This is a genomic window from Pseudomonas sp. TNT2022 ID642 (genome assembly GCF_028656995.1).
Lineage (GTDB): Bacteria > Pseudomonadota > Gammaproteobacteria > Pseudomonadales > Pseudomonadaceae > Aquipseudomonas.
The window spans coordinates 40,476-67,394 of the sequence record NZ_JAMDGW010000022.1; the positions used below are offsets into that span (position 1 = coordinate 40,476).

23 protein-coding genes are annotated in these 26,919 nt (G+C 60.5%); 13 read left to right on the forward strand and 10 right to left on the reverse strand.

Annotated features, from left to right (window positions below):
- Nucleotides 1-30 precede the first annotated feature (30 nt).
- Nucleotides 31-498: a TlpA disulfide reductase family protein gene (locus tag M5G26_RS22255; RefSeq protein WP_102901697.1), complete on the forward strand. Its 468-nt coding sequence runs from the start codon at nucleotides 31-33 to the stop codon at nucleotides 496-498.
- Nucleotides 499-1,115: 617 nt separating this feature from the next.
- On the opposite strand, the gene M5G26_RS22260 is transcribed toward M5G26_RS22255, so the two are convergent.
- Nucleotides 1,116-1,520 carry an META domain-containing protein gene (locus M5G26_RS22260; RefSeq protein ID WP_123453349.1) on the reverse strand — a complete coding sequence of 135 codons (405 nt, stop codon included), beginning with the start codon at nucleotides 1,518-1,520 and terminating at the stop codon, nucleotides 1,116-1,118.
- On the reverse strand, nucleotides 1,520-1,954 hold the full coding sequence (locus M5G26_RS22265; protein WP_273916491.1) for a hypothetical protein: 435 nt from the start codon (nucleotides 1,952-1,954) through the stop codon (nucleotides 1,520-1,522). Before M5G26_RS22265 ends, M5G26_RS22260 begins: the two co-directional genes overlap by 1 nt.
- 133 nt (nucleotides 1,955-2,087) lie before the next feature.
- Between M5G26_RS22265 and M5G26_RS22270 the strand changes: the two genes are divergently transcribed.
- On the forward strand, nucleotides 2,088-2,546 hold the full coding sequence (locus M5G26_RS22270) for a hypothetical protein (protein ID WP_273916492.1): 459 nt from the start codon (nucleotides 2,088-2,090) through the stop codon (nucleotides 2,544-2,546).
- An 11-nt stretch (nucleotides 2,547-2,557) separates the two neighbouring features.
- Here the strand turns inward: M5G26_RS22270 and M5G26_RS22275 are convergent, their stop codons facing one another.
- The gene (locus M5G26_RS22275) at nucleotides 2,558-3,547 is read right to left on the reverse strand and encodes a 2-hydroxyacid dehydrogenase (protein ID WP_273916493.1); all 990 of its coding nucleotides are present in this window, start codon (nucleotides 3,545-3,547) and stop codon (nucleotides 2,558-2,560) included.
- 82 nt (nucleotides 3,548-3,629) lie between these two features.
- Complete coding sequence (locus M5G26_RS22280) at nucleotides 3,630-6,383, reverse strand: response regulator (protein WP_134178250.1); 2,754 nt, start codon at nucleotides 6,381-6,383, stop codon at nucleotides 3,630-3,632.
- Between the two features lie 219 nt (nucleotides 6,384-6,602).
- On the opposite strand from M5G26_RS22280, the gene M5G26_RS22285 reads away from it, so the two are divergent.
- The 7 genes from M5G26_RS22285 (at nucleotide 6,603) to M5G26_RS22315 (ending at nucleotide 15,340) form a co-directional block, all read left to right on the forward strand.
- Nucleotides 6,603-7,325: a response regulator transcription factor gene (locus M5G26_RS22285; protein WP_134178222.1), complete on the forward strand. Its 723-nt coding sequence runs from the start codon at nucleotides 6,603-6,605 to the stop codon at nucleotides 7,323-7,325.
- Nucleotides 7,312-8,736, forward strand: a complete 1,425-nt coding sequence (locus M5G26_RS22290; protein ID WP_273916494.1) for a sensor histidine kinase — start codon at nucleotides 7,312-7,314, stop codon at nucleotides 8,734-8,736. The genes M5G26_RS22285 and M5G26_RS22290 overlap by 14 nt, the downstream gene beginning before the upstream one ends.
- A gap of 450 nt (nucleotides 8,737-9,186) precedes the next feature.
- Nucleotides 9,187-10,089 carry a cysteine synthase CysM gene (gene cysM / locus M5G26_RS22295; RefSeq protein WP_166675007.1) on the forward strand — a complete coding sequence of 301 codons (903 nt, stop codon included), beginning with the start codon at nucleotides 9,187-9,189 and terminating at the stop codon, nucleotides 10,087-10,089.
- Nucleotides 10,089-11,465, forward strand: coding sequence for a 23S rRNA (uracil(1939)-C(5))-methyltransferase RlmD (gene rlmD, locus M5G26_RS22300; protein WP_273916495.1), 1,377 nt, complete (start codon nucleotides 10,089-10,091; stop codon nucleotides 11,463-11,465). Before cysM ends, rlmD begins: the two co-directional genes overlap by 1 nt.
- 101 nt (nucleotides 11,466-11,566) lie before the next feature.
- Nucleotides 11,567-13,810 carry a GTP diphosphokinase gene (relA, locus tag M5G26_RS22305; RefSeq protein ID WP_007917476.1) on the forward strand — a complete coding sequence of 748 codons (2,244 nt, stop codon included), beginning with the start codon at nucleotides 11,567-11,569 and terminating at the stop codon, nucleotides 13,808-13,810.
- 128 nt (nucleotides 13,811-13,938) lie between these two features.
- Entirely contained in the window at nucleotides 13,939-14,772 is an 834-nt protein-coding gene (mazG, locus tag M5G26_RS22310; protein ID WP_150694239.1) for a nucleoside triphosphate pyrophosphohydrolase, read from the forward strand.
- 25 nt (nucleotides 14,773-14,797) lie between these two features.
- Entirely contained in the window at nucleotides 14,798-15,340 is a 543-nt protein-coding gene (locus M5G26_RS22315) for a DUF2058 domain-containing protein (protein WP_038367495.1), read from the forward strand.
- A gap of 70 nt (nucleotides 15,341-15,410) precedes the next feature.
- Here M5G26_RS22315 and M5G26_RS22320 read toward each other — a convergent pair whose 3' ends face one another.
- The 6 genes from M5G26_RS22320 to M5G26_RS22345 form a co-directional block, all read right to left on the reverse strand.
- Nucleotides 15,411-15,599 carry a hypothetical protein gene (locus M5G26_RS22320; RefSeq protein ID WP_007917473.1) on the reverse strand — a complete coding sequence of 63 codons (189 nt, stop codon included), beginning with the start codon at nucleotides 15,597-15,599 and terminating at the stop codon, nucleotides 15,411-15,413.
- A 462-nt stretch (nucleotides 15,600-16,061) separates the two neighbouring features.
- Nucleotides 16,062-17,282 carry a beta-ketoacyl-ACP synthase I gene (gene fabB / locus M5G26_RS22325; RefSeq protein WP_003227152.1) on the reverse strand — a complete coding sequence of 407 codons (1,221 nt, stop codon included), beginning with the start codon at nucleotides 17,280-17,282 and terminating at the stop codon, nucleotides 16,062-16,064.
- A gap of 11 nt (nucleotides 17,283-17,293) precedes the next feature.
- Nucleotides 17,294-17,809 (reverse strand): 3-hydroxyacyl-[acyl-carrier-protein] dehydratase FabA, encoded by a 516-nt coding sequence (gene fabA, locus M5G26_RS22330; RefSeq protein ID WP_003227150.1) that lies wholly within the window; start codon nucleotides 17,807-17,809, stop codon nucleotides 17,294-17,296.
- Between the two features lie 247 nt (nucleotides 17,810-18,056).
- Nucleotides 18,057-19,961 carry an ATP-binding protein gene (locus M5G26_RS22335; RefSeq protein WP_273916496.1) on the reverse strand — a complete coding sequence of 635 codons (1,905 nt, stop codon included), beginning with the start codon at nucleotides 19,959-19,961 and terminating at the stop codon, nucleotides 18,057-18,059.
- Nucleotides 19,958-20,890 carry an ABC transporter substrate-binding protein gene (locus M5G26_RS22340; protein ID WP_273916497.1) on the reverse strand — a complete coding sequence of 311 codons (933 nt, stop codon included), beginning with the start codon at nucleotides 20,888-20,890 and terminating at the stop codon, nucleotides 19,958-19,960. The genes M5G26_RS22335 and M5G26_RS22340 overlap by 4 nt, the downstream gene beginning before the upstream one ends.
- 1 nt (nucleotide 20,891) lies before the next feature.
- The gene (locus tag M5G26_RS22345) at nucleotides 20,892-23,015 is read right to left on the reverse strand and encodes a TonB-dependent receptor plug domain-containing protein (protein WP_273916498.1); all 2,124 of its coding nucleotides are present in this window, start codon (nucleotides 23,013-23,015) and stop codon (nucleotides 20,892-20,894) included.
- A gap of 196 nt (nucleotides 23,016-23,211) precedes the next feature.
- Here M5G26_RS22345 and M5G26_RS22350 point away from each other — a divergent pair, with 196 nt between their 5' ends.
- From M5G26_RS22350 to M5G26_RS22365, 4 genes are all read left to right on the forward strand, one after another.
- A complete protein-coding gene (locus M5G26_RS22350; RefSeq protein ID WP_077574109.1) occupies nucleotides 23,212-24,237 on the forward strand; it encodes an NAD(P)H-dependent glycerol-3-phosphate dehydrogenase in 1,026 nt (341 codons plus the stop codon).
- A gap of 21 nt (nucleotides 24,238-24,258) precedes the next feature.
- Complete coding sequence (locus M5G26_RS22355; protein ID WP_008087808.1) at nucleotides 24,259-24,606, forward strand: DUF4389 domain-containing protein; 348 nt, start codon at nucleotides 24,259-24,261, stop codon at nucleotides 24,604-24,606.
- Nucleotides 24,603-25,055 (forward strand): phosphohistidine phosphatase SixA, encoded by a 453-nt coding sequence (gene sixA / locus M5G26_RS22360; protein WP_273916499.1) that lies wholly within the window; start codon nucleotides 24,603-24,605, stop codon nucleotides 25,053-25,055. Before M5G26_RS22355 ends, sixA begins: the two co-directional genes overlap by 4 nt.
- 203 nt (nucleotides 25,056-25,258) lie before the next feature.
- Entirely contained in the window at nucleotides 25,259-26,914 is a 1,656-nt protein-coding gene (locus tag M5G26_RS22365; protein WP_273916500.1) for an AMP-binding protein, read from the forward strand.
- The last annotated feature ends 5 nt before the right edge of the window (nucleotides 26,915-26,919 follow it).

A 26,919-nucleotide genomic window follows, 5' to 3' on the forward strand; every position in this document is an offset into this window, starting at 1 on the left:
GCGCCTTCAAATTTTCACAAGGAACACGACATGACACGGCGATTGGCAGCGGCATTGACGATAATCGGGGCGTTGATGCTGGGGGGCTGCGGCAATGATTACGGTATCGATCAGAACGGTCAGAAGGTTGCGTCCGAGCGTTTGGACAAACAATGGGTAGTGCTCAACTACTGGGCCGAATGGTGCGGTCCGTGCCGGACCGAGATCCCGGAGCTCAACCATTTGGCGGATGAGCTGAAGAGCAAGAACGTTGGCGTGTTCGGGGTGAACTTCGACAATGTGCAGGGTGTGGAGCTGAAAGACGCCAGTGAAAAACTGGGCATCAAGTTCACTGTGCTGGCGCAGGATCCGGCGGAGCTGTTCGAGTTGCCGCGCAGTGAAGCGCTGCCGGTGACGTACATCATCGACAACAAGGGCAAGGTGCGTGAACAGTTGATGGGCGAGCAGACGGCGGCGGGGGTGATGGCCAAGCTTGAGGCTCTGCAGGCGACCCAGTAACGTCAAAAGCCCCTCACCCCAGCCCTCTCCCAGGGGGAGAGGGGGCCGACCGAGGTGTCTGGCGAGTTACATCGACCTGAGAGATCGAGTCGATTGTGGATTCGCGAGAGCCACATCCGGTCGATTATGGAGGCCAGTGCAGGATCCGATCGATTATGGATTCGGCGAAACCTTCCAGGTCGACGTACTTCCTCAATATCCCCCAATCAGTCCCTCTCCCTCTGGGAGAGGGTTAGGGTGAGGGCTTTGGCGGACTCATCGACCTAAACGATCCAGTCGATTATGGATTCAATTGCACTCGTTCAGGTCGGCGTAGCTCCCCAATATTCCCCAATCAGTCCCCTCTCCCCCTGGGAGAGGGCTAGGGTGAGGGCTTTGGCAGGCTCACCAACCTAAATAACCCCCCAATATTCCCCAATCAGTCCCCTCTCCCCCTGGGAGAGGGCTAGGGTGAGGGCTTTGGCAGGCTCACCGACCTAAAAGATCCAGTCGATTATGGATTCAGCTGCGCACGTTCAGGTCGGCGTAGCTCTCCAATATCCCCCAATCAGTCCCTCTCCCTCTGGGAGAGGGCTAGGCGGGCGGCGTTCCGATGAGGGCTTTGGCGATCCTGAGGCTTAACCCTCTTCCAGCCACCAGCGCAACGGCTTGCCTTCAGCCGGCCAGAAGCGCATCTGCTCAATCGGCGAGATGTCCCAGCGTTCGACATGCTCCAGCGCCTGCAGGAAGCGTTGTTCCTGCTCCATCAGCGCCGGCGCGCAGAGTTTGCGGGTCTTGCCGATCTTGCCGAAGGTCAGCTTGTCGCCGTCCAGCGTATACGGCGCGAACCAATGGTTGCAGCCACCGTTGCCGTAGGCGCGGCCATCATCGCCAAGGGTCACGGTCAGATGGCTGTAATCCATCAATGGCCGCTCGCCGATCCATTCCAGAATGTAGCTGCGGTTCTGTTGCAGTTGCACAGGCTCTGCCGCGCAACCCACCAGACCCACACCGACCATAGCGGTCAGGGCAAAGCGTTTCATCACGCAGGCTCCTGGCATTTCGGGCACAGGTGCTTGTCGCCAACGGCTTTCCAGCCCAGCTCGGCGATGCGCGCGGTGGCGGCCGGTTTCTCGGCGGCTTTGCCGAGTTTGGCGTCCACGGCGAATTCGAAGCTCAGCTCTTTGGCGCAGCTGTCGCAGTTGACCTGCCAGGTGTGGATCGCCAGTTCGCCGAACACTGGGCCCGTGGTCATCGCGGTCCATTGGCCCGGCGGGTTGATCAGGTGGCGGACGGTTTCAACGGTCAGGCGCATGGACAAGTCCTTGCTGCCTTTGAGGGTGACCACCAAGGCGTCACCGATGCGAATCGAGCCACCGTTGCCAGTGACCTGATAGCGGCCCGGAACAAGGGCGCGGCATTCGGTGAGGGTGTGTTGCGGGTTCATCAGGGTGTAGCGGAAATCGTGTTCGACCATGGGTCCTCCAAATATGCGCGACATGCTAGCACGGGCTTGATTGCAGAATGATGCGCGCGTGCGACCTTCGATCCGGTTCAAATCGACGGGCGCTCATGGCAAACTGCCGCCCTCGACTCTGAAGGAACGGAACATGGCGCTGATCGAATGTTATGAATGCAAGAAGAGCATCAGCTCCGAAGCCAACGCGTGCATTCACTGCGGGGCTCCAATGGCGGAGCAAACCGCTCACGCCCCGGCGCAGGCAGTCGCGGCACCGGCTCAGCCGTCGACGATTTCTTTTGGCAGTCTGCCGCGTAACAAGGCTGTGCCCGAAGTCAGTGCTCCGGCGCCTGAACCGCAACCTTTACCGAAAGTCATGCCGGCCGCCGCGCGGCGTCGGCGCCAGCAACCAACCGAGCAACCGGCCACTGAGCAGGCCAATGCCGACGGCAGTCGCCCGGTGGAAGGCTGGCTGAAGATCATGATCTTCCTGCTGCCGATGGTTTTCGTCTGGTTCCTGCTGCGCTACGGCCACTCGATGAAACAGCGCTTCTTCGGCTTCGGCTGGCTGGCGTTGTTGATTCTGGCGTCTTCGCTTTCACCGAAATAAGCTGAAAACTCTCAGCCCTCGACCTGGTTCTGTGGCGTTCCCGCCGCCCAGGTCGCGATGTTGTGCAGTGTGGTTGCGGCAATCGCACCCAGTGCTTCACGCGTCAGAAAGGCCTGATGCGCGGTAATGATCACGTTGGGAAAGGTCAGCAATCGCGCCAGCACATCGTCCTGCAAGGGCAGGTCGGAACGATCCTCGAAAAACAGTTGCGCCTCTTCTTCATAGACATCCAGGCCGAGATAGCCGAGCTGGCCGTCCTTCAAGGCGTCAATCAGCGCCGGGGTGTCGACCAGTCCACCGCGACCGGTATTGATGAGCATGGCGCCCGCCTGCATGTGCGCCAGTGAATCGCGGTTGATCAGGTGTTTGCTCTGCTCGTTGAGCGGGCAGTGCAGGCTGATGATCCGCGACTGCGCGAGCAGTTCCGGCAGGCTCAGATAGCGTGCGCCCAACGCCAGCACATCTGGATTCGGGAATGGATCGTAGGCCAGCAACTCACAACCGAAGCCGTGCATGATTTTGGCGAAAGTCGCGCCGATCTGTCCGGTGCCGACAATCCCCACCGTTTTGCCGACCAGATCGAAACCGGTCAGGCCATGCAGGCTGAAATCCCCTTCACGGGTACGGTTATAGGCGCGGTGCAGACGTCTGTTGAGCGCGAGGATCAGCGCTACGGCGTGTTCGGCCACCGCATGCGGCGAATAGGCCGGCACGCGCACCACGGCCAGTCCGAGACGTTTCGCCGCGGGCAGATCGACATGGTTGTAACCCGCCGAGCGCAGCGCAATCAGGCGCGTGCCACCGGCAGCCAGACGCTCCAGCACCGGTGCACTGAGGTCGTCGTTGATAAACGCACAGACCACTTCATGTTCATCGGCCAGCGCCGCCGTATCGAGACTGAGCCGGGCCGGTTGAAACTGCAACTCGATACCCGCCGGGCAATCGGCGGCGAGGAAGCTGTCGCGGTCGTAGGTCTGGCTACTGAAAACGATCGTGCGCATGAAATCCTCCTGGAGCATCGACACGGATTGAATCACCCGAGACCACTTTAGCGTTGCCGGCGTTGGCCGACATTGCCGTGGGTCAGGCGCTGATCTTCGCTTGCGCGGCCAAGCGGTTGATTGCCCGTTCCAGTTCATCCAGCGCCAGCGTGGCTTTCGGGTCGTCCTGTTTGAGCAGGGTTTCGCTGCGCTGGCAGGCTGCGCGCAATTGCGGCACACCGCAGTAGCGCGTCGCGCCATGCAGGCGATGCACGCGTTCGAGCAAGGCATTCTGGTCGTGGCTGTCACGTGCTGCGCGGATGGCTTCACGGTCGGCTTCCAGTGAGGCGAGCAACATGGCCAGCATGTCCGCCGCCAGATCCGCTTTGCCGGCGGCCAGGCGCAAACCTTCCTCGTGATCGAGCACTGGCAGCTCATGGTTGCCCGCCGCACTGTCGCTGATCCGCTCCGGCCCTTGATTGCGCAAGGCCAGGCCAGTCCATTTCAGCACCACTTGCGCCAGTTGCCGCTCGCTGATCGGTTTGGTCAGGTAGTCGTCCATGCCGCTTTGCAGCAGTGCGCGCTTTTCGTTGGCCATGGCGTGGGCGGTGAGGGCGACGATCGGCAGCGGCGTGCAGTGCCGCTCGCTTTCCCACTGGCGAATGGTTTCGGTGCTCTGGCGGCCGTCCATGCCCGGCATCTGCACGTCCATCAACACCAGATCGAAGGATTCGCTTTGCACCGCTTTGACCGCCGCGTAACCGCTTTCCACCGCGAGCACCTTCGCGCCCATGTCTTCGAGCAGGGTTTGCACCAGCAGCAGGTTGGCCGGGTTGTCGTCGACACAGAGCACTTTCGGCGCACGGCTCGACAGCGGTTCGCCCGGCTCATTGCGCGGCTGGCGCGGGTTGACCAGGTCGGCCAGGGCGCGGCGCAATTTGCGCGTGCAGGCCGGTTTCGCTTGCAGTTGGCTGTGCGGGTTCGGCACCGACAGATGGAACAGCGTCTGTTCGGTGGTCGGGCACAGCACCAGCACTTTGCAGCCGAGGTGTTCGAGGTCCCAGATGTGCTGATTCAAACGCTCGGGCAGCATGTCGTTGCTGGTGATGCCGATGACCGCCAGATCAATCGCCTGATCGGTCTGGTGGGCGCCGGTCACGCCGTTGGTCAAGGTTTCGAGAGTGTTGAACGGCGTGACATCGAGGCCGCAATCTTCCAGTTGATGCTGCAAGGCCTGACGCGCCAGTTCGTGATTCTCCAGCACCGCCACGCGGCGCCCGAGCAACGGCGCCGCCGGCAAGTCTTCGGCGTCGTCGCGGGTCTTGGGCAGGCTCAGGCTGATCCAGAATTCCGAGCCTTCGCCCGGTGTGCTGTCGACGCCGATTTCGCCGCCCATCTGTTCGATCAGGCGTTTGGAAATCACCAGCCCCAGACCGGTGCCACCGGGCTGGCGCGACAGCGAATTGTCGGCCTGGCTGAACGCCTGGAACAACGCGCGCACGTCCTGGTTCGACAGACCGATGCCGGTGTCCTGAATGCTGATGCGCAGTTGCACGCTGTCGTCCTGTTCATCTTCAAGCATCGCCCGGGCGACGATGGTGCCTTCGCGGGTGAACTTGATCGCGTTGCTGACCAGGTTGGTAAGGATCTGCTTCAGACGCAGCGGGTCACCGACCAGCGACAGCGGCGTGTCGCGATAAACCAGGCTGACCAGCTCCAGTTGTTTGGCGTGCGCGGCGGGGGCGAGGATGGTCAGGGTGTCCTGCAACAGGTCGCGCAGGTTGAACGGAATATGGTCGAGCACCAGTTTGCCGGCCTCGATTTTCGAGAAGTCGAGGATCTCGTTGATGATTCCCAGCAGGCTGTCAGCGGACTTTTCAATGGTGCCCAGATAGTCGAGCTGGCGCGGGGTCAGTTCGCTTTTCTGCAACAGATGGGTGAAGCCGAGAATACCGTTGAGCGGCGTGCGGATCTCGTGGCTCATGTTGGCGAGGAATTCGGATTTGATCCGGCTGGCCTCCAGTGCCTCTTTGCGTGCCAGATCCAGTTCGATGTTCTGGATTTCGATGGTTTCCAGATTCTGCCGGACGTCTTCGGTGGCCTGATCGACACTGTGCTGCAACTCTTCGCGGGCGTTTTGCAGGGTGCCGGCCATGCGGTTGATGCCGGAGGCCAATTCATCCAGTTCCTGACTGCCGAGCGGCGGCAGACGCGTTTCCAGATGACCATCCTTGAGCTGCGCGACAGCTTGTTTGATCTGGCTCAGCGGACGGTTGATGGTGCGGCCCATGCGTAGTGCCAGCAACGCCGCGCCCGCCAGACCGGCGGCAATCAGCAGCAGACTGGCAAACAGGCTGCGATAACCGCGCAGCAGCATGCCGTTATGGGACAGTTCCAGTTCGACCCAGCCGAGCAAGCGGTCGGACTCTTGCGGGATCAATTCGCCTGCGAGGTTGCGATGCTTGCCAAACACCGGCATCAGGTAACGCGTCGCGTCATTGCCACTGCGCCGTTGCAAATGTGCGCTGTCGCCGCTGGGCGCCTGATTGAGCATGGTCGGGCCGGCGTGGGCCAGCGGCGAGCGGTCCGGGGCGAGGAAGGTCACCGCGCGCACGTCCGGTTGTTCAAGGGACTGAGTGGCGATGCGCTCAAGCAACTCGCTGTTGCCGTGACCCATGGCAGGGGCCACCAGCGGCGCCAGTTGCTCGGCGATCATTTCACCGCGTTGCATCAATTGGCTCTGCAAGTCGGACTGCTGCGTCCAGGTGAAATAACCACCCAGCACCAGCGCCATCAGGCTGGTCGGCAACAAGGTCAGCAATAACACGCGACCTTTGATTCCCAGTTTCTTGAGCACGCCTATCTCCTGCATCCCGCTGATCTGTTGACTCATGCGTGCATCCGGCACGCGACATGGGCGCAGTGTAGCGATTTGCTCGCAGGCAATCTCCGGAAAAATGCTGTCAGGGTGGGTCAGGGCGCCGGTGCTCGTTTGTCAGAAAGGGCAGCCTTGTGTTGCCCGCTGTCCGACAATCTTGAATAATCGCGCTCAACTGAGAATTACTTGCAGATACTCATGACTCCTGTTTCCGTCGGCCAGCCACGCATTCTATCTATCGAAGACGATCCGGTGCTCGGCGCCTATGTTCACGAACATCTGGGCCGCAGCGGCTTTCAGGTTACCTGGTGCCAGAATGGCCAGGAAGGCCTGAGCATCGCCAAACGCCAGCCGTTCGACGTGGTGCTGATGGATATCCTGCTGCCGGGCATGGACGGTTTGAATGTGTTGACGCAATTGCGCCAGAGCCATTCGACGCCGGTGCTGCTGATGTCGGCCCTCGGCGCCGAGGCGGATCGCATCAGCGGTTTTCGTCTGGGTGCCGACGACTATTTGCCCAAGCCGTTCAGCATGGCCGAGTTGCATGTGCGCATCGAAGCGATCCTGCGTCGGGTGGCGCTGGATCGACGCCCGGCATCGCTGGCGGCGCCAGTGGCGGCCGGTACGCTGCGTTTTGACGACGAACAGTGCGATGTGTTTTTCCGCGAGCAAGCCGCCGGGCTGACCCGTAGCGAATACCGTTTGCTGGAAACCCTCAACCGTAATGATGAAGAAGTGCTGAGCAAAGCCTTCCTTTATCAGCACGTTCTGCAGCGTGGCTACGCGGCCCATGACCGCAGCCTCGACATGCACATCAGTCAGATCCGCCGCAAGCTCAAAGCCATCGGTTACATCGAGCGTGAAGTGCGCACCGTCTGGGGCAAGGGTTACGTCTTGAGCGCCGCCGATGAAACGCTCTGAACTGCCGAGGCGGCATTCGCTGTTCTGGAAGCTGGCGTTTCTGCTGGTCGCGTTCTGTCTGCTGATGATCTGGCTGAGCTGGTCGTGGGGCCGTTATATGGAGGAGCGCAATCAGTTCCTCTCCGACGAAGCGCGCGGCACCCTCACTCGTTATGCCGCACAAGCGGAACAGGCGTGGCAGCGCGGTGGACGCAGCGGGGTCGATGACTGGTTGCAGAGCATGGAATTGCGCGAGGCCAGTTGGGTCGGCGTGATCGGCGGCAACTTGCAGTCGTTGAGCAATGACCCGCTGAATGATCAGGAGTTGCAGCGCCTGACCTTCCTGCGCGGCCTCGACTGGCCGATTCACAAACAGGGCCGGCCGTGGTTGCGCATTCCTTTCCCCAAAGAGCCGTCTGCCGGCAGCCTGGTGATCGAACTGCCCGAGCGATTCCTGCCGGGCAAATATCGGCTGTTCTGGCGCGTTATCACTAACGGCGTGATTCCCGGGCTGTTCACGTTATGGCTGTGTGTCGGTCTGTACCGCTTGCTGGTCGTGCCCCTGAACAACCTGCGCGAACAGGCCAACGCCTGGCGCGCCGATCAATTGAATGTGCGGCTGTCGAGCGGCATTACCCAACGGCCGGATGAACTCGGTGAACTGGCGCGGGCATTCGACTCGATGTCTGAGCGCCTGCAATCCACCGTGGCTCTGCAACAGCAATTGCTCCGCGATCTGTCTCACGAATTACGCACGCCGCTGAGCCGACTGCGCGTGGCCAGCGAAAGTGAACAAGGCCTGCCGCAATTGCGCGAGCGCATCGGTCGTGAAGTTGACGGTATGCAAAGGCTGGTCGAAGACACCTTGCAACTGGCCTGGCTCGACACTGACCGCACGCCGCTGCCGGATGAAGCGATCCAGATTCAGGCGCTTTGGGAAATGCTCACAGACAATGCCTGTTATGAAAGCGGCTGGCCGAGTCTGCAATTGCAGTGTTCGGTCGAGGCGTCGTGCTGGGTGCGTGGCAACTTGAATACGCTGGCGCAGGCGTTGGAGAACATTTTGCGCAACGCCATTCGGCATTCGCCACCGGGCGGGATTGTGCGTCTTGATGGACGGCGCGATGGCGATTTCTGGCATCTGTGGCTGGAAGATCAGGGCGGCGGCGTAGCAGAAGGGGATCTGGAACGGATCTTCTCGCCGTTCACCCGCCTCGACGGCTCGCGGCCCGGCGACGGTGGATTTGGCTTGGGGCTGAGCATCGCGCGCAATGCCGTGCAGCGTCAGGGCGGAAGTATTTGGGCGGAGAACAGCGGGGCGGGGTTGCGGTTGAATCTGCGGTTGGTGGCTGAAGGTGATGTTGCGTCGACTGACGCCTTCGCGAGCAGGCTCGCTCCCACATTGGAAATCGGATCGCCGCAGATCGTGTGATCAACAGTTAATAGTGTCATCACTGCTGACACTATTCTGCGAATGACACTACTACCTGTGGGAGCGAGCCTGCTCGCGAAGAGTCTCTGCGCATCACCACCAATGAAAATGGCTCAACACAAAAGTCGCACCACTGGTGCGACTTTTATCGCTTACTCCCATCCCATAGGGAGTGTGTTTTACCCGCAGATTGTTTGAGCAATACAAGACAGTGTCTGCACTGCTGACATTATTAATAGAGCAACACGGGTCACTGTGGGAGCTGGCTTGCCAGCGATGAGGTCATTTGCATCACCGCAAACAAAAATGACCCAGCGTAAAAGTCTCACCAGTGGTGAGACTATTGCTGCTTATTCCCATAAACCATAAGCACCGCACTTTGCGTGATATGGCCTGCGCGGGTTTGCCGGTATGATAGGCGCCCCCGCACGTCTGGATTGCGAATACGCCATGACCCTGCAGTACCCAACCATCGCCGATTGCGTCGGCAACACTCCGCTGGTGCGTTTGCAGCGCCTGCCCGGTGAAACCAGCAACACCCTATTGCTCAAGCTCGAAGGGAATAACCCGGCGGGTTCGGTCAAGGACCGTCCGGCGCTGTCGATGATCACTCGCGCCGAGTTGCGCGGGCAGATCCACGCCGGCGACACGCTGATCGAAGCGACCTCGGGCAACACCGGGATCGCGCTGGCCATGGCTGCGGCGATCAAGGGTTACAAAATGATCCTGATCATGCCCGACAACTCCAGCGCCGAGCGCAAAGCGGCGATGACCGCGTACGGTGCCGAGCTGATTCTGGTCAGCCAGGAAGAGGGCATGGAAGGCGCCCGCGATCTCGCCCAGCGTATGGAAGCCGAAGGCCGTGGCAAGGTGCTCGATCAGTTCGCCAATGGCGACAATCCTGAGGCGCACTACACCACCACCGGCCCGGAAATCTGGCGTCAGACCCAGGGCACCATCACTCATTTTGTCAGTTCGATGGGCACCACCGGTACCATCATGGGCGTGTCGCGCTACTTGAAAGAGCAGAGCGACAGCGTGCAGATCGTCGGCCTGCAACCGATGGAAGGCTCGGCCATTCCCGGTATCCGCCGCTGGCCGCAGGAATATCTGCCGAAGATCTATCAGGCCGACCGCGTTGACCGCATCGTCGACATGGCGCAAAGCGAAGCCGAGGACGTTACCCGACGTCTGGCCCGCGAAGAAGGTATCTTCTGCGGCGTGTCCTCGGGTGGTGCGGTGGCGGCGATGCTGCGCCTGTCCAAAGAAGTTGAAAACGCGGTGATCGTCGCGATCATCTGTGACCGTGGCGACCGTTACTTGTCGACCGGCATTTTCGACGCGCCCAACTGATGGCCAAGCATGAGAGAGGCCTGCGCTTCCAGCCCACGGGCGGAAGCAAGGCGCCGCAAATTCCGACCGGCAAAAAGCAGCGCTTGAGCATCGAGCGCCTGGCCAATGACGGTCGCGGTATCGCGTTTTTCGAAGGCAAAACATGGTTCGTCCTCGGCGCCCTCGCCGGTGAAGAGGTCGAAGCGCGGGTGCTCGGCGCCCACGGCAAAGTGGTCGAGGCGCGCACCGAGCGCGTGTTCAAGGCCAGCGAACTGCGCCGCCCGGCACCGTGTCAACACGCCGGCCGTTGCGGCGGTTGTAGCGTGCAGCATTTGCCCCACAGCGAACAACTCGCCCTGAAACAGCGCATGCTCGCCGAGCAATTGTCGCGTGTCGCCGGTGTCGAACCGGAAGAATGGGCAGCGCCGTTGACCGGTCCCGAATTCGGCTATCGCCGTCGCGCCCGGATTGCGGTGCGCTGGGACATGAAGGCGAAGAAACTCGAAGTCGGTTTCCGTGCCGCCGGCAGTCAGGACATTGTCGCGATCAGCGAATGCCCGGTGCTGGTACAGCCCTTGCAACCGATCATGACCCGTTTGCCGGAGATGCTCCGTCGTTTGAGCAAACCGCAAGCGTTGGGGCATGTCGAGTTGTTCAGCGGCTCGTCACTGGCGGTGCTGCTGCGGCACATGGCGCCGTTGTCCGAAGCGGATCTGACCATCCTCAAGGACTTCTGCCAGTTCCATGAAGCGCAGCTGTGGCTGCATGGCGAAGGCGAGCCGCAACCGGTCGATGCGACCCAGTCGCTGGGCTATCGCCTGGAACAGTGGGATCTGGATCTGGCGTATCGGCCGGGTGACTTCATTCAGGTCAATGCCGGCGTCAACGAAGCCATGGTGGCGCAGGCGCTGGACTGGCTGAAGCCGGGTAGTGATGAGCGTGTGCTGGACCTGTTCTGTGGCCTGGGCAACTTTGCCTTGCCGTTGGCCAAAAGCGTGCGTGAAGTGGTGGCGGTCGAAGGCGTGCAGACCATGGTCGATCGCGCCGAAGCCAACGCGGCCAGTAACAATTTGCATAACACAAAGTTTTTTCAAGCCGATTTATCGCAGCCTTTGACCGATGCCCAGTGGATCGGAAACGGCTTTTCTGCGGTACTCTTGGACCCACCGCGTGACGGTGCTTTCGAGGTGGTTCGCAAGCTGGCGACCCTGGGTGCCAAACGGTTGGTGTATGTGTCGTGCAACCCTGCAACTCTGGCGCGCGACACGGTCGAATTGATCAAGCAGGGCTACCGGTTAAAACGTGCCGGGATTCTCGATATGTTTCCTCAGACGGCACATGTCGAGGCCATGGCGTTATTTGAAGCGAGCCAGGAAGGCTCGTCTGAATCCGCCTGATCTGTCCGCGCAGCGCTCGCTTTAGCCCCGCGAGCGCAAACGGACAATAAGGATCAGCGATTTGACGCATTGAATCTGCGTCGTAGGGAAGGTAAAGCAAGATGGTACAGGTGAGAGCACACCAGCCGATCAACACTGACGGCAGTATCAATCTCGAGGCTTGGCTCGATCACGCGGTCAGTGTCGATCTGGCACTGGATCGCGAAGCCTTGAAAGAAGCCTGCGAGTTCGCTCGCGAGGCCGAACAACAGTCCAATGCCAAGAAGAATCTGTGGGCGGAAGGCTCCGGCAGTTTCAGTACGGGCCTGGAAATCGCCGAGATTCTCGCCGACCTCAAGCTCGATCAGGATTCGCTGGTCGCCGCGGTCCTGTATCGCGGCGTGCGCGAGGGCCAGATCGAACTCGCGGCCGTCGGCCAGCGCTTCGGCCCGGTGGTGGCCAAACTGATCGACGGCGTGCAGCGCATGGCCGCCATCAGCGCCAGCCTCAGCCCGCGTCAGTCGATGGTCATGGGCACGCAAGGGCAGGTGGAAAACCTGCGCAAGATGCTTGTGGCGATGGTCGACGACGTTCGTGTCGCGCTGATCAAACTGGCCGAACGTACCTGTGCCATTCGCGCGGTGAAAACCGCCGACGACGAAAAGCGTAACCGTGTCGCCCGCGAAGTCTTCGACATTTATGCGCCGCTCGCGCACCGCCTCGGTATCGGTCATATCAAATGGGAACTGGAGGACTTGTCCTTCCGTTATCTCGAACCGGATCAATACAAACAGATCGCCAAGCTGCTCCACGAGCGACGGCTTGACCGCGAACGTTTCATCGCCGATGTGATGACCCAGCTCAAGGACGAATTGCAGGCCACCGGCGTCGACGCTGACATCAGCGGCCGGGCCAAACACATCTATTCGATCTGGCGCAAAATGCAGCGCAAGGGTCTGGAATTCAGCCAGATCTACGACGTGCGTGCGGTGCGCGTGCTGGTCCCGGAAATGCGCGACTGCTACACCGCGCTGGGCATCGTCCACACCTTGTGGCGGCACATCCCGAAAGAATTCGACGACTACATCGCCAACCCGAAAGAGAACGGCTACCGCTCGCTGCATACCGCGGTGATCGGCCCTGAGGGTAAAGTGCTTGAGGTGCAGATTCGTACGCACTCGATGCACGAAGAAGCCGAACTCGGCGTCTGCGCGCACTGGCGCTACAAGGGCACCGACGTCAAATCCGGCTCGAACCACTACGAAGAGAAAATCTCCTGGCTGCGTCAGGTCCTCGAGTGGCACGAAGAACTGGGCGATATCGGTGGTCTTGCCGAACAACTGCGTGTCGATATCGAGCCGGATCGGGTCTACATCTTCACCCCCGACGGTCACGCCATCGACTTGCCGAAAGGCGCGACGCCGCTGGACTTCGCCTACCGCGTGCACACCGAGATCGGCCACAACTGCCGTGGCGCGAAGATCAACGGGCGCATCGTGCCGCTCAACTACAGCCTGCAGACCGGTGAGCAGGTCGAGATCATCACCAGCAAACACGGCACGCCGAGCCGCGACTGGCTGAACTCCAACCTCGGTTACGTCACCACCTCGCGGGCGCGGGCGAAGATCGTCCACTGGTTCAAATTGCAGGCGCGCGACCAGAACGTCGCCGCCGGTAAAACCCTGATCGAGCGCGAACTGACGCGCCTTGGTCTGCCAGCGGTGGACTTCGACAAGCTGGCCGACAAGGCCAACATGAAAACCGCCGAAGACATGTTCGCCGCCCTCGGTGCCGGCGACCTGCGTCTGGCGCAACTGGTCAACCTGGCGCAGCAACTGGTCGAGCCGGAACGCGGCAACGAACAACTGGAACTGATTCCACGCAAAGCCACCGGTTACAAACCGGGCAAGCGCGGCGACATTCAGATCCAGGGCGTCGGCAACTTGATGACGCAGATGGCCGGTTGCTGCCAGCCGCTGCCGGGCGATGCGATCGTCGGTTACATCACCCAGGGCCGTGGCGTGAGCATTCACCGTCAGGACTGCGCCTCGGTGCTGCAACTGGGCGGACGCGAGCCGGAGCGGATCATCCAGGTCAGCTGGGGCCCGGTGCCGGTGCTCACCTACCCGGTGGACATTGTCATCCGCGCCTACGACCGTTCCGGTCTGCTGCGTGACGTCTCGCAGGTGCTGCTCAACGAGCGCATCAACGTGCTCGCGGTCAACACCCGCTCGAACAAGGAAGACAACACCGCGCTGATGTCGCTGACCATCGAGATCCCGGGTCTGGATGCGCTGGGGCGCTTGCTGGGGCGGATTTCGCAGTTGCCGAACATCATCGAAACGCGGCGTAACCGTACTCCGTGAAGATGGCATTGATCCAATGTGGGAGCTGGCTTGCCAGCGATGCAGACAACTCGGTCTTTCAGGAACATCGAGGTGATGCAATCGCTGGCAAGCCAGCTCCCACAGGGTTTTGTGGTGAGAGATAAATGATGTACAGCCTTGAAGACCTGCTCCACCTCATGAACCGTCTGCGCGATCCACAGTACGGTTGCCCGTGGGACATCAAGCAAACCTACGCGACCATCGTCCCGCACACCCTCGAAGAAGCCTACGAAGTGGCCGATGCCATCGAACGTGGCGACTTCGATCATTTGCAGGGCGAGTTGGGCGATCTGCTGTTCCAGGTGGTGTATTACAGCCAGTTGGCCAAGGAAGAAGGGCGCTTCGAATTCGCCGGGGTGATCGACAGCATTACCCGCAAGCTGATCCGTCGTCATCCCCATGTGTTCCCCACCGGTGATCTCTACGCACCGCTGGATGTGCCGCGCTTGAGCGAAGAACAGGTCAAGCAGCGCTGGGAAGAGATCAAGGCCGAAGAGCGCGCCGAGAAATCCGCCGCGCCCGAGCAACTGTCGCTGCTCGATGACGTGCCGGCGACGTTGCCGGCATTGTCGCGTTCGGCAAAGTTGCAGAAGCGCGCAGGGCAGATCGGTTTCGACTGGCCGGACGCCTTGCCGGTGCTCGACAAGGTGCGCGAAGAGCTCGATGAAGTGCTCGAAGCCATGTCGGAAAACGATCCCGTCGCCGTGGCTGACGAGATCGGCGACCTGCTGTTTTCCGTGGTCAATCTGGCCCGGCATCTGAAGGTCGACCCGGAAACGGCATTGCGTGGCGCCAACGGCAAGTTCGAAAGACGTTTCCGATTTATCGAACAGGCATTGCGCGACACCCACCGTCCCATAGAAGATTGCACCCTCGAAGAGTTGGACGCCCTGTGGGGTGAAGCCAAACGTCAGGAAAAGAATTTGCCCGGCTGCGGCTGAGCCACTGCCCAAGTGAGTAAGCACCATGAGTATTTCCCTTCGCGACCAGTTGCTCAAAGCAGGCCTGGTCAACCAAAAGCAGGCCAAACAGGTCAGCAAGGACAAGCAGAAGCAGCAGCGTCTGGCGCACAAAGGCCAGATCGAGCTGGACGACTCGCAGCAGCGTGCCGCCCAGGAAGCCATGGCCGAGAAGGTCAAGCGCGACCAGGAGCTGAACCGTCAGCAGAAAGAGAAAGCCGAGGCCAAGGCGCGTGCGGCGCAGGTCAAGCAACTGATCGAAGTCTCGCGTCTGCCGAAGCTGACCACCGAGGACTACTACAACTTCGTCGACGACAAGAAGGTCAAGCGCATCTCGGTCAACACGCTGATGCGCAACAAGCTCAGCAGCGGTTCGCTGGCGATCGTCCACCATGCCGGCGGCTACGAAGTGATTCCGCGTGAAGCGGCCCTGAAGATCCAGGAGCGCGATCCACAGCGCATCGTCCAGCTCAACGTGCAGACCGAAGAGGTCAGCAGCGAGGACGATCCGTACGCGGCGTATCAGATCCCTGATGACCTGATGTGGTAAATCGATAAAGCTGTAACAACGACAAACCCCGCTCATGGCGGGGTTTGTCGTTTTCAATGCTGTGGTTGAATCAGGCGGATTTCAGATCCCGCTGCTGTTCTTGCACTTCCAGTTCGGCCTTGTAGTTGTGGGCGTCGATCTCGTTGTGGAACATGCCGACCAGCAAGTCTTGTTGATGCACATCCCAGATGCGGATACCGGCGGCTACGCCTTCGTGGGACATGTGTGAATCGTCGCGTTCAGTTACTTTTACAGTCATCTGCTAGCTCCAAATCTCAAGTTATCTGCAGCAAGGCGTGTGCAGGACTCTTTTATATGATTTGTTAGCTTGCTAAGTAAACGCTTGATTTGCGCAAGGTGTTATTGCGTTTTTTGCAACAGTGCTGCAGCCCGCGTAATCCGCGACATTCGGTCGCAGGGGGCAAAGTTTCATGACAGAAGTTTCATCTCCAGAGCTCACCGACAACCCTGTGGGAGCTGGCTTGCCAGCGATAGCGGGGTGTCAGGCGACATAGATGTTGATCGTTCCCACGCTCCGCGTGGGAATGCCTCTAGGGACGCTCCGCGTCCAGTGACGCGGAGCGTCACGGGCTGCATTCCCACGCAGAGCGTGGGAACGATCAAAACAGGGATCGGTGGGGTTCCGGCTAATTTCTGCAGGCGAAAAAAAAACGCCCCGAACCAGTCGGGGCGTTTTTGTGTGTGGCTCAAGCGGGGGGAATTACTTGCCTTCCCAGCGCTTCAGTACCAGCGTGGCGTTGGTGCCGCCGAAGCCGAAGCTGTTGCTCATCACGGTGTTGATGGTGGCGTTTTCGCGGGTCTTGGTCAGCACCGGCAGATCGGCCACTTCCGGGTCCAGCTCGTCGATGTTGGCGGAACCGGCAATGAAGTTGCCTTCCATCATCAGCATGCAGTAGATCGCTTCGTGAACGCCGGCGGCGCCCAAGGAGTGACCGGACAGGCTCTTGGTCGAGCTGATCGCTGGAGCCTTGTCGCCGAACACTTCACGCACACCTTTCATTTCCGCAACATCGCCGACCGGAGTCGAAGTGCCGTGGGTGTTCAGGTAGTCGATCGGGGTATCAACGGTGGACATCGCCATCTGCATGCAGCGGATCGCGCCTTCGCCACTCGGGGCAACCATGTCGTAGCCGTCGGACGTTGCGCCGTAGCCAACGATTTCCGCGTAGATCTTGGCGCCACGGGCCAGAGCGTGTTCCAGCTCTTCAACCACGACCATACCGCCACCGCCAGCGATGACGAAACCGTCACGGTCGGCGTCGTAGGCACGGGAAGCTTGTTCCGGGGTGTCGTTACGCTTGCTGGACAGAGCGCCCATGGCGTCGAACAGGAACGACTGGCTCCAGTGCTCTTCTTCACCGCCACCGGCGAAGACGATGTCCTGCTTGCCCATCTGGATCTGTTCCATGGCGGTACCGATGCAGTGAGCACTGGTGGCGCAGGCAGAAGCGATGGAGTAGTTCAGGCCCTTGATCTTGAACGGCGTGGCCAGGCAAGCGGAAACGGTGCTGCTCATGGTCCGCGTTACACGGTACGGGCCAACGCGCTTCACGCCTTTTTCGCGCAGGATGTCCAGCGCTTCCATCTGGTTCAGCGTGGAAGCACCACCGGAACCAGCGATCAGGCCGGTACGCGGGTTGGACACTTGCTCTTCGGTCAGGCCGGAGTCAGCGATAGCGTCTTTCATGGCCAGGTAGGCGTAAGCCGCTGCGTGGCCGACGAAGCGATAGATCTTGCGATCGATCAGCTCTTCAAGGTTGAGGTCGATGGAGCCGGAAACCTGGCTACGCAGACCCATTTCGGCATATTCCGGGTTGAACCGGATGCCAGGGCGGCTTGCACGCAGGTTAGCGGAGACGGTCTCTTTGTCATTGCCCAGGCACGAAACGATGCCCAGACCAGTGATAACGACGCGGCGCATGCGAATAACCCTTAGAAGTTGTCAGTGGAGGTGAACACGCCGACGCGAAGGCCTTCGGCGGTGTAGATTTCGCGACCGTCGACAGTCACCGAACCATCGGCAATGGCCAGGTTCAGCTTGCCCTTGAGGACGCGTTTGATATGAATGTTGTAGGTGACTTTCTTGGCGGTCGGCAGTACCTGACCGAAGAATTTCACTTCGCCCGAACCCAGCGCACGGCCGCGGCCCGGCAGGCCTTGCCAGCCCAGGAAGAAACCGACCAGTTGCCACATGGCATCCAGACCGAGGCAGCCCGGCATCACCGGATCACCTTCGAAGTGGCACGCGAAGAACCACAGATCAGGGTTGATATCCAGCTCGGCGACCAATTCACCTTTGCCGTACTTGCCGCCTTCTTCGCTGATCAGGGTGATGCGATCAACCATCAGCATGTTCGGGGCGGGCAGTTGCGCGTTACCTGGGCCGAACAGCTCACCGCGACTGCAGCGCAGCAGATCTTCCCGAGTAAAGGCGTTTTGTTTGGTCATGCGAGCTCCTCAATAATCCCATGCGGCAGGTGGGGCAAATCTTCCCGACCGTTCGAAGCGTTCATGCCTCGAACCGGCAGCCTACTCATAGACTATTGCGTTGTGGTGAAAGTCACAGCACCAAGGACATGAATGTACACTTGTGCACTGAAATTTTTATTCAAGCCCCTTTTGAGGCTCGTTCGGGTGCCTAAGACTGCCGCACTTTCGCTTTTCACGCCAGTCGCAGATGGTCGAAAGGCCCACACTACGACACCCAGCGCTGCAGAATCTGCTGCAGATCATTACGTTTGAACGGCTTCGCCAGATAATCGTTCATACCCGCCGACAGACAGGTTTCGCGGTCACCCTGCAACGCGTTGGCGGTCAGCGCGATGATCGGCACATCACTGCGTCCGGGCAGGCGCCGGATCTGCCGGGTGGCCTCGTAGCCATCGATAATCGGCAACCGGCAATCCATCAGAATCACCTCAAAGTCGCTGCCCTCGGCACTGCGCACAGCCTGTGCGCCATCAGTGGCAACACTGACAGTAAAGCCCAGACTGCGCAGCATCGCTTCGATAACCGTCTGGTTCACCGGATTGTCTTCGACCAGCAAGACATTGCGCCCTTCGCCTTGGCCCATGCCATTCAGCGCACGCGGCGCGGCCAGTGGCGGCAGCGCCTGCTTATAGAGTGCCAGCGGAATTTCCAGAGTGAAGACCGAGCCACGACCTTCCTCGCTCTGCGCGCGCAAGGTGCCGCCCATGCGCTCGGCCAATGTACGAGCAATCGGCAGACCTAGGCCGGTGCCGCCGTAGCGCCGTGAAATCGAACTGTCGGCCTGCTGGAAGGCGTTGAACATCAACTCCAGACTTTCAGAAGAAATACCGATGCCGCTGTCGCGCACCGAGCAGGTGAACCATAACAGTTCGTGATCCAGCGACTGCCACTGCGCCTCGATGCTGACCCGGCCCTGTTCGGTGAACTTCAGCGCGTTGCCGACCAGATTGACCAGAATCTGCCGGATCCGCGTCGGATCGCCTTGCACCTGCAAACCGCGCATGTCATCCGGGATGCGCAGATTCAGCGCCAGCCCTCGCTGCACCGCGCTGTGCTGGAACGACTGGGCGCAGGCGCCAATCAGTTCGGCAAGATTGAACGGGATGTGCTCCAGTTCCAGCTCCGAACGTTCGATGCGCGAGAAGTCGAGAATATCGTTGATGACTTTCAGCAAGTGCTCGGTGGACTCCGAGGCGAGCGCGGCGTATTCGACCTGCTCCTCGGTCATCTCGGTGGTCTCCAGCAATTGCAGCATGCCCAGCACGCCGTTCATGGGCGTGCGCAGTTCATGGCTCATCATCGCCAGAAAGTCGGATTTGGCGTTGTTGGCCTTTTCCGCCTCTTCGCGGGTCTGGATCAGTTGTGCCATGGCTTGATGCTGCTCGCGGCTGGCCTGTTCCAGCGCTTGGGCGAGGTTGTTGATGTGTTGCGACAGCGCGCCCAGTTCGGTGTCATCAACAATCGGCAGCGGGGTTTTGTAGTCGCCGTCCTGAATCGCTTTGACCGCATCGCCGATATCACGAATCGGCTGCGACAGACTGCCGGCCAGACGTCGCGCCAAGACAAAGGTGAAGAGCAGGGCGAACAGCGCGAGAATCCCGGCCTTGAGCAGAATCTCCTGCTGGCGCTGGCTGAACGCGTCGTTGGACAGACCGACGATCACACGGCCCAGATAATCTTCGCCGGCTCCGTTATTGCTGACCTTGCCGTCCTGGAAGAAATCATTGTGCAGGGCGATGCGTTGCAGGCGTACCGGTGCCTGAAACACTTCGACCTGATGCGGACGACTGTGGGCTGCCGCCGGTTGTTCGACGTACACCAGAATCCGGTTGGCGCTGTCCTGTACTTCAAGAAAACGCACGTTGGGCGTGGCCAGTGTGGCTTTGAGCAGGCTTTCCAGCACTTCGTTGTTGCCGGAAATCACCCCGTATTCGGTGGCGGGCGCCAGTTGGTTGGCGATCAATTGGCCGGTGTGGTTCAGCTCCTGACGCAAATCCTGAATGCGCACGAAGGTAAAGAAGCTGATCAACAGCAAGGTCAGCAACAGCGCCGGGCCCAGGCTGATCAGCTGGGTGCGGGTGTTGATGTCCCAACGGCGACGGAAACTCATGGGCGGCGTTCTCCTTCAGCCAGTGCGCTGGCAACAGATGCGTCATTCAGCGGTTCGATACCGAGTGAACGAGCGACCTGCGCATTACTTGAGACTTTAAAACGTGCGGGGTAGAGCGTCCGTGGCCAACTGGCCGGCGGTTGATCGAGCAATTGATCGAGGATTGCAAGCCAGTCGTTCTGGTCGCTGTAACTGCTGGCCAGGCTGCCAGCGCGGACGAACGCAACGTTGGGGCCGACCAGTGCGACTTGCCGTGAGTAGCTGCTGAGCAGCAGGTTTTTTGCGGTTTTCGGGTTGTACAGATCGGGGTCGTCGAGCCCCAGCAGCACGTCGCTGTTCTTCAGCACGGCTTGTAGAGGGCGGCTGTCGTGGGTGTTGTCCCAGCGCTCGCTGACGATTTGCAGATTCAGCGGCGCGGCGGCGAGATTCAGTTCCTTGAGGAGGAATTCGCTGTGCTCATCAAACAGCACGCCGATGCGTCGGGCCTGGGGCAGAATGCGCCGGATCAACTGCAACTGGCGACTCAGCGGCGGATCACTCCAGAGCAAACTCAGATGTGCCGGTTGCGTGCTGCCGAGACGCTGGCGGGCCTGCAGGCGACTGATGCGCAGCACCAGCGTTGCCGGGCCTTGGGATTCTTGCAGGCGCCAGTCGAGACTCGGCAGGTCGAGCAGTATCAGGCGCAGACTGGCGGGCAGTTTCCCCGGCGCAGGCAGACTGGCCAGCGGCTGGAAACGCACGTTGTCGGTCGGGCGCAGTTCGCTGAGTGCCTGCACGAACGCCTGGACGCCGGGGCTTTCCTCGGCACCGGTCAACAGAATATCCGCGGCCTGTACCGCCACGCCGTGCAGCCATGCGGTCAGAAACAGGCAGAGCCCGGCCAGCCAGTGGCCAAGGGTTGGCATCTTCCGTGATGGCCCGTAGCGCATCCTAGAACTCCAGCTCGGCACTGAAATACATCACCCGGCGCTCGTCATAATTGTTGTCGACGAAGGTGGTCGGCTCATGGTTGAGGCGCTGTTGCAGCACGCCAGCCAGTTGTAGCTGTGCTTTGCCCAGCGCAATGCGTTTGGCGATGCGTGTGTCGACCCGTTCGAAACGGTAGCCGTTGAGCGCGTTGTCGCCGTAATAGAAGAGGGCACTGTTCCAGCCATGGCCCCAATCGCGTAGCCAACCGGCCGAACCACTGTTACGCGAAGTGAACTGCTGATCGAGCGGATTGCTTGCTTCGGCATCGACGAAGGCGTAAGTGAAACGCAAACGGTCGGCCATGCTCACGCGCCAGTCGAGCTGGGTTTCCGTGCCACGAAAGCGTGAGCTGTTGGCGTTGCTGGCGATGTATTGGTTGTTGCGCAGCGGCTCACTGATCATCCCCGTAATTTCGTCGTAGAACAGCTTCACGTCGAGGGCCAGACCGAGTTCGGCGAAATAGCCGTTGTAGCCCAGCTCGCGCGAGCGCATGTGTTCCTGGTCGAGATCGCCCGGGCCACGGGTCTTGACGAAATATCGTGCCGAAGACTTGCCGTAAGCCGAGGGGCGCAGGTTGCTGACCTGATAGCTCCAGTTGACATTGTTCTCGAACATGTCCGGCGAGCGGATCGCTTCCGAGTACACCGCGCGCAGACCGTGGCGCGGGTTGATCAGGTAATTGACGGCAAATCGCGGGGTCAGCGAACTGCCGATCAGTTGCGTGTCTTCAAACATCGCACCGCCCTGCAACAGCCAGTGTTCCGTGGCACGCCATTCCAGCTGGCCGAACGCGCGCCACGTGGTGTCGTCCAGCGTGCCATTGAAGTAGGTTTCGGAGTCGGCGCGGTCGTAACGATAGTTCATGCCGCTGACCAGCCGCAGGCTGTCGGACAGGCTGAGGGTGTCCTGCAATTCGAGATCGTAGCGCGATTCGCGGGCACTCTGGTCGATGTCGCCGCACAGGGTTCGACTCGCGCCGTTACGCCATTGCTCGAGCACCTGATTGGCCAGGGCCATTTCCTGCGGTGTGCCGGGCGCCGCACCGGGGCCGGTGAACCGGGTGATGTTGCGCGCCAGGCGTTCGGTGTAATTCGGATTGAGTTGCCACAGTTGCGTCAGCTCGGGGCTGAACGATACTTCGGCATCGCAGGCGCGCCAGGTTTGCTGGCGATCCCAGTGCTGTGCCGAGCCTTGTATATAAAGGCTGTGTTCAGGGTTGATGTCGAGGTTCCAGCGCACCGAGCCGGCGTAATCCTTGGCGATTACGTCGGAATTGTTCCCAGCGTCGGTAATCCCTGAGAACACCGGGCGGTAGGTGTACGGCCGCTGGTTGGTCCCGTCCTTGGCGTTGACCTGCCAGTCGAGGCTCTGGTTGTCGCTGAGCGTGTGGCTGACCGCGAGACTGAAGCGATTCAAGCGGCGGCTGTCGCGGTAATCGGCACCGCTGCGATCGCTGTCGAAGCCATCATCTTCCTGGCCAGACAACGACAGGCGCAAATCACCGCCATTCCAGCCGGTGCCCTGGCTGGCATAGAAATCATTGATGCCGCGCTGGCCACGGGTGTACTTCATCCGCGTGCCGTGGCTGTCCGCCGGGTGGCGGGTGATGATGTTGACCACTGCCATCAACGCGTTGGCGCCATAACTGACGGTGTTGGGGCCGCGAAAGACCTCGATGCGCTCGATGTCTTCCATGGCCACCGGAATATCGCTCCAGTCCACTGTCGACAAACCGGCGCGGTACACCGAGCGACCGTCGATCAACACCTGCATGCGCCGCGCTTCGCTGGCGTTGGTGCCGTGGTAATTGACTGCCGCCTGATTGCCGCTGATGTTGCCGACCATCATCCCCGGCACCAGCCGCAGCAGTTCGCTGATGTCGCGGGCACCGCTGGCGTTGATCAGTTCGCTGTCGAGTACGGTCATGCTCCCCGGCACTTCCGCTGGCGTCTGTTTCAGGCGCGTGGCGGTCAGCACTTGTGGCAGTGCTTCGTTGTCCATGAACAGGTCGTCCGCCATTAATACCGGGCTGAACAGCAGCGCCAGTAAGATGGACGAACGCGGGGACGAAGAGCCAAAAGACACGACACAACCTTGATAGCGAAGAATTGGCGCGCATGTTAACCGAGGACAGCGACTTTTCCAGTCACGTTGCAGGCATTTTCCTCGGTTTTATTGGTCTTCTTCCTACAAGTGTCGGTAATTGTTGCGGGGGCTGGCCGCGACCGGGGCGCCCCGTATAATGCCGCCATCGCCACTGGTATGGATTAACGGATTGCATATGACTGAACAGCGCCCGATTGCGGTCCTGGGAGGCGGAAGTTTTGGTACCGCCGTGGCCAATCTATTGGCCGAGAACGGCCATCAAGTCCGGCAGTGGATGCGTGACCCCGAGCAGGCCGAGGCCATCCGGGTCAATCGCGAAAACCCGCGTTACCTCAAAGGCATCAAGATTCTGCCCGGCGTGACTGCCGTCACCGACCTGCAGGAAACCCTCGACGCCTGCGATTTGTGCTTTGTCGCGCTGCCGTCGAGCGCGTTGCGCACGGTACTCGCCGCCCACGCCGAGCGGTTGAGCGGCAAGATGCTGGTCAGCCTGACCAAAGGCATCGAAGCCCAGACTTTCAAACTGATGAGCCAGATTCTCGAAGAGATCGCCCCGAATGCGCGCATCGGCGTGTTGTCCGGGCCGAACCTGGCGCGGGAAATCGCCGAGCACGCGCTGACCGCCACCGTGGTCGCCAGTGAAGACGAAGAACTGTGCAAAGCCGTGCAAGCCGCGCTGCACGGTCGCACCTTCCGCGTGTATGCCAGCGCCGACCGTTTCGGCGTCGAGCTGGGCGGGGCGTTGAAGAACGTTTACGCGATCATCGCCGGCATGGCGGTGGCGCTGGAGATGGGCGAGAACACCAAGAGCATGCTGATCACTCGCGCATTGGCGGAAATGACCCGCTTTGCCGTGAATCAGGGGGCGAACCCGATGACCTTTCTCGGCCTGGCCGGTGTTGGCGATCTGATCGTGACCTGCTCATCGCCAAAAAGTCGTAACTATCAAGTCGGTTTCGCGCTGGGTCAGGGTTTGAGTCTCGACGAAGCGGTGTCGCGCCTCGGTGAAGTCGCTGAAGGGGTCAACACCTTGAAGGTGCTCAAGGCCAAGTCTCAGGAAGTCGGCGTGTACATGCCGCTGGTCGCCGGGCTGCACGCGATCCTGTTCGAAGGCCGCACGCTGGAGCAGGTGATCGGTCTACTGATGCGAGCCGAACCGAAAACCGACGTCGATTTTATTTCCACCAGCGGTTTCAACTGAGTGAGCCGGGAGTAGCAAGCCATGAACGATCCGAAAACCGAAGCCAAGTACGAATCCATCCTCCTGCGCGTGTTGTGGATGATCGTCTATGTGCTGGTCTGGCAAGTGGCGCAGTTCATCCTCGGCGCAGTGGTGCTGGTGCAACTGATCTATCGTTTGATCTATGGCGCGCCGAGCGCCAGCCTGATGAACTTCGGCGACAGCCTGAGCCAGTTCCTGGCGCAGATCGGCCGCTTCGGCAGCTTCCACAGCGACCAGAAACCGTGGCCGTTTGCCGACTGGCCAACGCCGCGTACCCCGGAAGGTGAGGCGCCGCACGCCGTCGCACCGGCGCCGCATCCGGTTCGAGATGAGGAACCCAAGCTATGAAACTCTGGGTGTTGCGTCACGGTGAGGCCGTGCCTTACGGCTCGTGTCCCGACTCCGAGCGGGAACTGACCGAGCACGGTCGCAAAGAGGCCTTGAGCAGCGCCGCCCATTTGATCGGCCAGCCGCTGACGGCAATCTACGCCAGCCCTTATCTGCGTGCGCAACAAACTGCGCAGATTGTTCGCGAAGCGCTGGGTTTCGAGCCGGAAATTCGCACGGTCGACTGGCTCATCCCGGAGGTTGATCCGGACAAGGTCACCGATCAACTGGTGTCGGTGAGCAACGTGCTGCTGGTCAGCCACAACCCGTTGGTGGGCAACTTGCTGAGCTATTTGCAGCATGGCGCCGGGTATCCGCCGGAGAAGGTCAGCACCGCTGGGCTGGCTGAACTGGAAAGCCCTGAACTGCTGATTGGCTCGATGACCCTCAACAGCCTCAAACATCCGTAACGCTGATCCTTTGTGGGAGCGAGCCTGCTCGCGAAAGCGGCGTGTCATTCACCCTTTATGTGTCTGACACACGGCATTCGCGAGCAGGCTCGCTCCCACATTGGTTTCTGCGTACACCATGAAATTATTTGTTTGAATTTTCCAACCAAGCACTTGCTTGGTTGACTACGCTTGCTCCAGACCCAAAAACAGGAGCGAGTCGCATGTCTGCCGCCTTCCGTTTGCCGCTGGACGTGTTCTACGAGCGTGAAGCCCGCCATCCGCGCCAGCGCTTCCTCGTGCAGCCCATCGGCGGCGGCCAGGTCGAGACGCTGAGTTGGGCCGACGTCGGCCATCAGGCGCGCTGCGCCGCACATTGGTTGCGCGCCCGCGAGTTGCCACAAGGCAGCCACATCGCCCTGATCTCGAAAAACTGTGCACACTGGATCATCGCCGACCTGGCGATCTGGATGGCCGGGCACGTCTCTGTGCCGCTGTATCCCAACCTCACCGCCGACTCCGTCGCGCAAGTACTCAATCACTCGGAAAGCGTCCTGGCCTTCATCGGCAAGCTCGACGACTGGCCGGGCATGGCCAAAGGCGTGCCGGCGGATCTGCCGACCATCAGCCTGCCATTGCATCCGCTCGGGGATTTCGATTTCACCTGGGCCGACCTGCAGCGCACTTCACCGATTCAGGACGATCCACGTCCGGCGGCCGAGCAACTGGCGACGATCATCTACACCTCCGGCACCACTGGCCTGCCCAAAGGCGTGATGCACAGTTTTGCCAATCTCGGTTTTGCCACGACCCGTGGCACGCAACTGTTCGGCCTCAACGAGAACGACCGACTGCTGTCGTACTTGCCGCTGTGCCACGTTGCCGAGCGCATGTTCGTTGAACTGGCGTCGATCTACACCGGGCAAACGGTGTTCTTTGCCGAGAGCCTCGACACGTTCATCAACGATCTGAAACGTGCACGACCAACCGCAATGTTCGGCGTGCCGCGCATCTGGACCAAATTCCAGATGGGCGTGTACAGCAAGATCCCGGCCAAGCGCCTGGACTTCCTCCTCAGCCTGCCATTCATCGGCAAGCGGGTCGGGCACAAAGTGCTGGCGGGGTTGGGGCTGGATGCCTTGCGTGTGGCGTTGTCGGGTGCCGCGCCAGTGCCGCAGACCTTGCTTGCCTGGTATCAGAAACTCGGCCTTGATGTATTGGAGGTCTACGGCATGACCGAGGGCTGCGGCTACTCGCACATCTGCCTGCCGGGGCAATACAAGCAGGGCTGGATCGGCAAGCCGTGCCCGGATGTCGAGGTGCGCATCGATGAGTCGGGCGAAGTGCAGGTGCGCAGTCAGGCGAACATGCTCGGCTACTTCAAGGAACCGCAGAAAACCGCTGAGACCCTGACCGAGGACGGCTTTCTGCGCACCGGCGACAAGGGCGAGCAGGATGCTGAAGGGCGCCTGCGCCTGACCGGTCGACTCAAGGAAATCTTCAAGACCAGCAAGGGCAAATACGTCGCCCCGGCGCCGATCGAAAATCGTCTGGCCGTGCATTCACGCATCGAACAGGTCTGCGTGGTCGGTGACGGTTTGAGTGCACCGTTGGGGTTGTGCGTGCTCTCGAGCGTCAATCAGGAGGAGGGCCGGGCGAGCCTGCATTCGAGCCTGGAAAAACTCCTGGAGGAGGTCAACGCCGTACTCGACAAGCATGAACGCCTGCGCCGTCTGGTGGTGGTCAAGGACAGTTGGGCGGTGGAAAACGGCTTTCTCACGCCGACCCTGAAGATCAAGCGCAACGTCATCGAAGACACCTACGGCGCGCGTTTCGAAGAATGGAGCGAGCGCAGCGAGTCGGTGCTGTGGCAGGATTGAGCGAC

What these genes read in the sequence shown, in the direction of transcription:
- M5G26_RS22255 (WP_102901697.1), top strand. Translation starts at nt 31, where the DNA reads ATGACACGGCGATTGGCAGCGGCATTGACGATAATCGGGGCGTTGATG.
- M5G26_RS22260 (WP_123453349.1), bottom strand. Translation starts at nt 1,520, where the DNA reads ATGAAACGCTTTGCCCTGACCGCTATGGTCGGTGTGGGTCTGGTGGGT.
- M5G26_RS22265 (WP_273916491.1), bottom strand. Translation starts at nt 1,954, where the DNA reads ATGGTCGAACACGATTTCCGCTACACCCTGATGAACCCGCAACACACC.
- M5G26_RS22270 (WP_273916492.1), top strand. Translation starts at nt 2,088, where the DNA reads ATGGCGCTGATCGAATGTTATGAATGCAAGAAGAGCATCAGCTCCGAA.
- M5G26_RS22275 (WP_273916493.1), bottom strand. Translation starts at nt 3,547, where the DNA reads ATGCGCACGATCGTTTTCAGTAGCCAGACCTACGACCGCGACAGCTTC.
- M5G26_RS22285 (WP_134178222.1), top strand. Translation starts at nt 6,603, where the DNA reads ATGACTCCTGTTTCCGTCGGCCAGCCACGCATTCTATCTATCGAAGAC.
- M5G26_RS22290 (WP_273916494.1), top strand. Translation starts at nt 7,312, where the DNA reads ATGAAACGCTCTGAACTGCCGAGGCGGCATTCGCTGTTCTGGAAGCTG.
- cysM (WP_166675007.1), top strand. Translation starts at nt 9,187, where the DNA reads ATGACCCTGCAGTACCCAACCATCGCCGATTGCGTCGGCAACACTCCG.
- rlmD (WP_273916495.1), top strand. Translation starts at nt 10,089, where the DNA reads ATGGCCAAGCATGAGAGAGGCCTGCGCTTCCAGCCCACGGGCGGAAGC.
- relA (WP_007917476.1), top strand. Translation starts at nt 11,567, where the DNA reads ATGGTACAGGTGAGAGCACACCAGCCGATCAACACTGACGGCAGTATC.
- mazG (WP_150694239.1), top strand. Translation starts at nt 13,939, where the DNA reads ATGTACAGCCTTGAAGACCTGCTCCACCTCATGAACCGTCTGCGCGAT.
- M5G26_RS22315 (WP_038367495.1), top strand. Translation starts at nt 14,798, where the DNA reads ATGAGTATTTCCCTTCGCGACCAGTTGCTCAAAGCAGGCCTGGTCAAC.
- M5G26_RS22320 (WP_007917473.1), bottom strand. Translation starts at nt 15,599, where the DNA reads ATGACTGTAAAAGTAACTGAACGCGACGATTCACACATGTCCCACGAA.
- fabB (WP_003227152.1), bottom strand. Translation starts at nt 17,282, where the DNA reads ATGCGCCGCGTCGTTATCACTGGTCTGGGCATCGTTTCGTGCCTGGGC.
- fabA (WP_003227150.1), bottom strand. Translation starts at nt 17,809, where the DNA reads ATGACCAAACAAAACGCCTTTACTCGGGAAGATCTGCTGCGCTGCAGT.
- M5G26_RS22335 (WP_273916496.1), bottom strand. Translation starts at nt 19,961, where the DNA reads ATGAGTTTCCGTCGCCGTTGGGACATCAACACCCGCACCCAGCTGATC.
- M5G26_RS22340 (WP_273916497.1), bottom strand. Translation starts at nt 20,890, where the DNA reads ATGCGCTACGGGCCATCACGGAAGATGCCAACCCTTGGCCACTGGCTG.
- M5G26_RS22350 (WP_077574109.1), top strand. Translation starts at nt 23,212, where the DNA reads ATGACTGAACAGCGCCCGATTGCGGTCCTGGGAGGCGGAAGTTTTGGT.
- M5G26_RS22355 (WP_008087808.1), top strand. Translation starts at nt 24,259, where the DNA reads ATGAACGATCCGAAAACCGAAGCCAAGTACGAATCCATCCTCCTGCGC.
- sixA (WP_273916499.1), top strand. Translation starts at nt 24,603, where the DNA reads ATGAAACTCTGGGTGTTGCGTCACGGTGAGGCCGTGCCTTACGGCTCG.
- M5G26_RS22365 (WP_273916500.1), top strand. Translation starts at nt 25,259, where the DNA reads ATGTCTGCCGCCTTCCGTTTGCCGCTGGACGTGTTCTACGAGCGTGAA.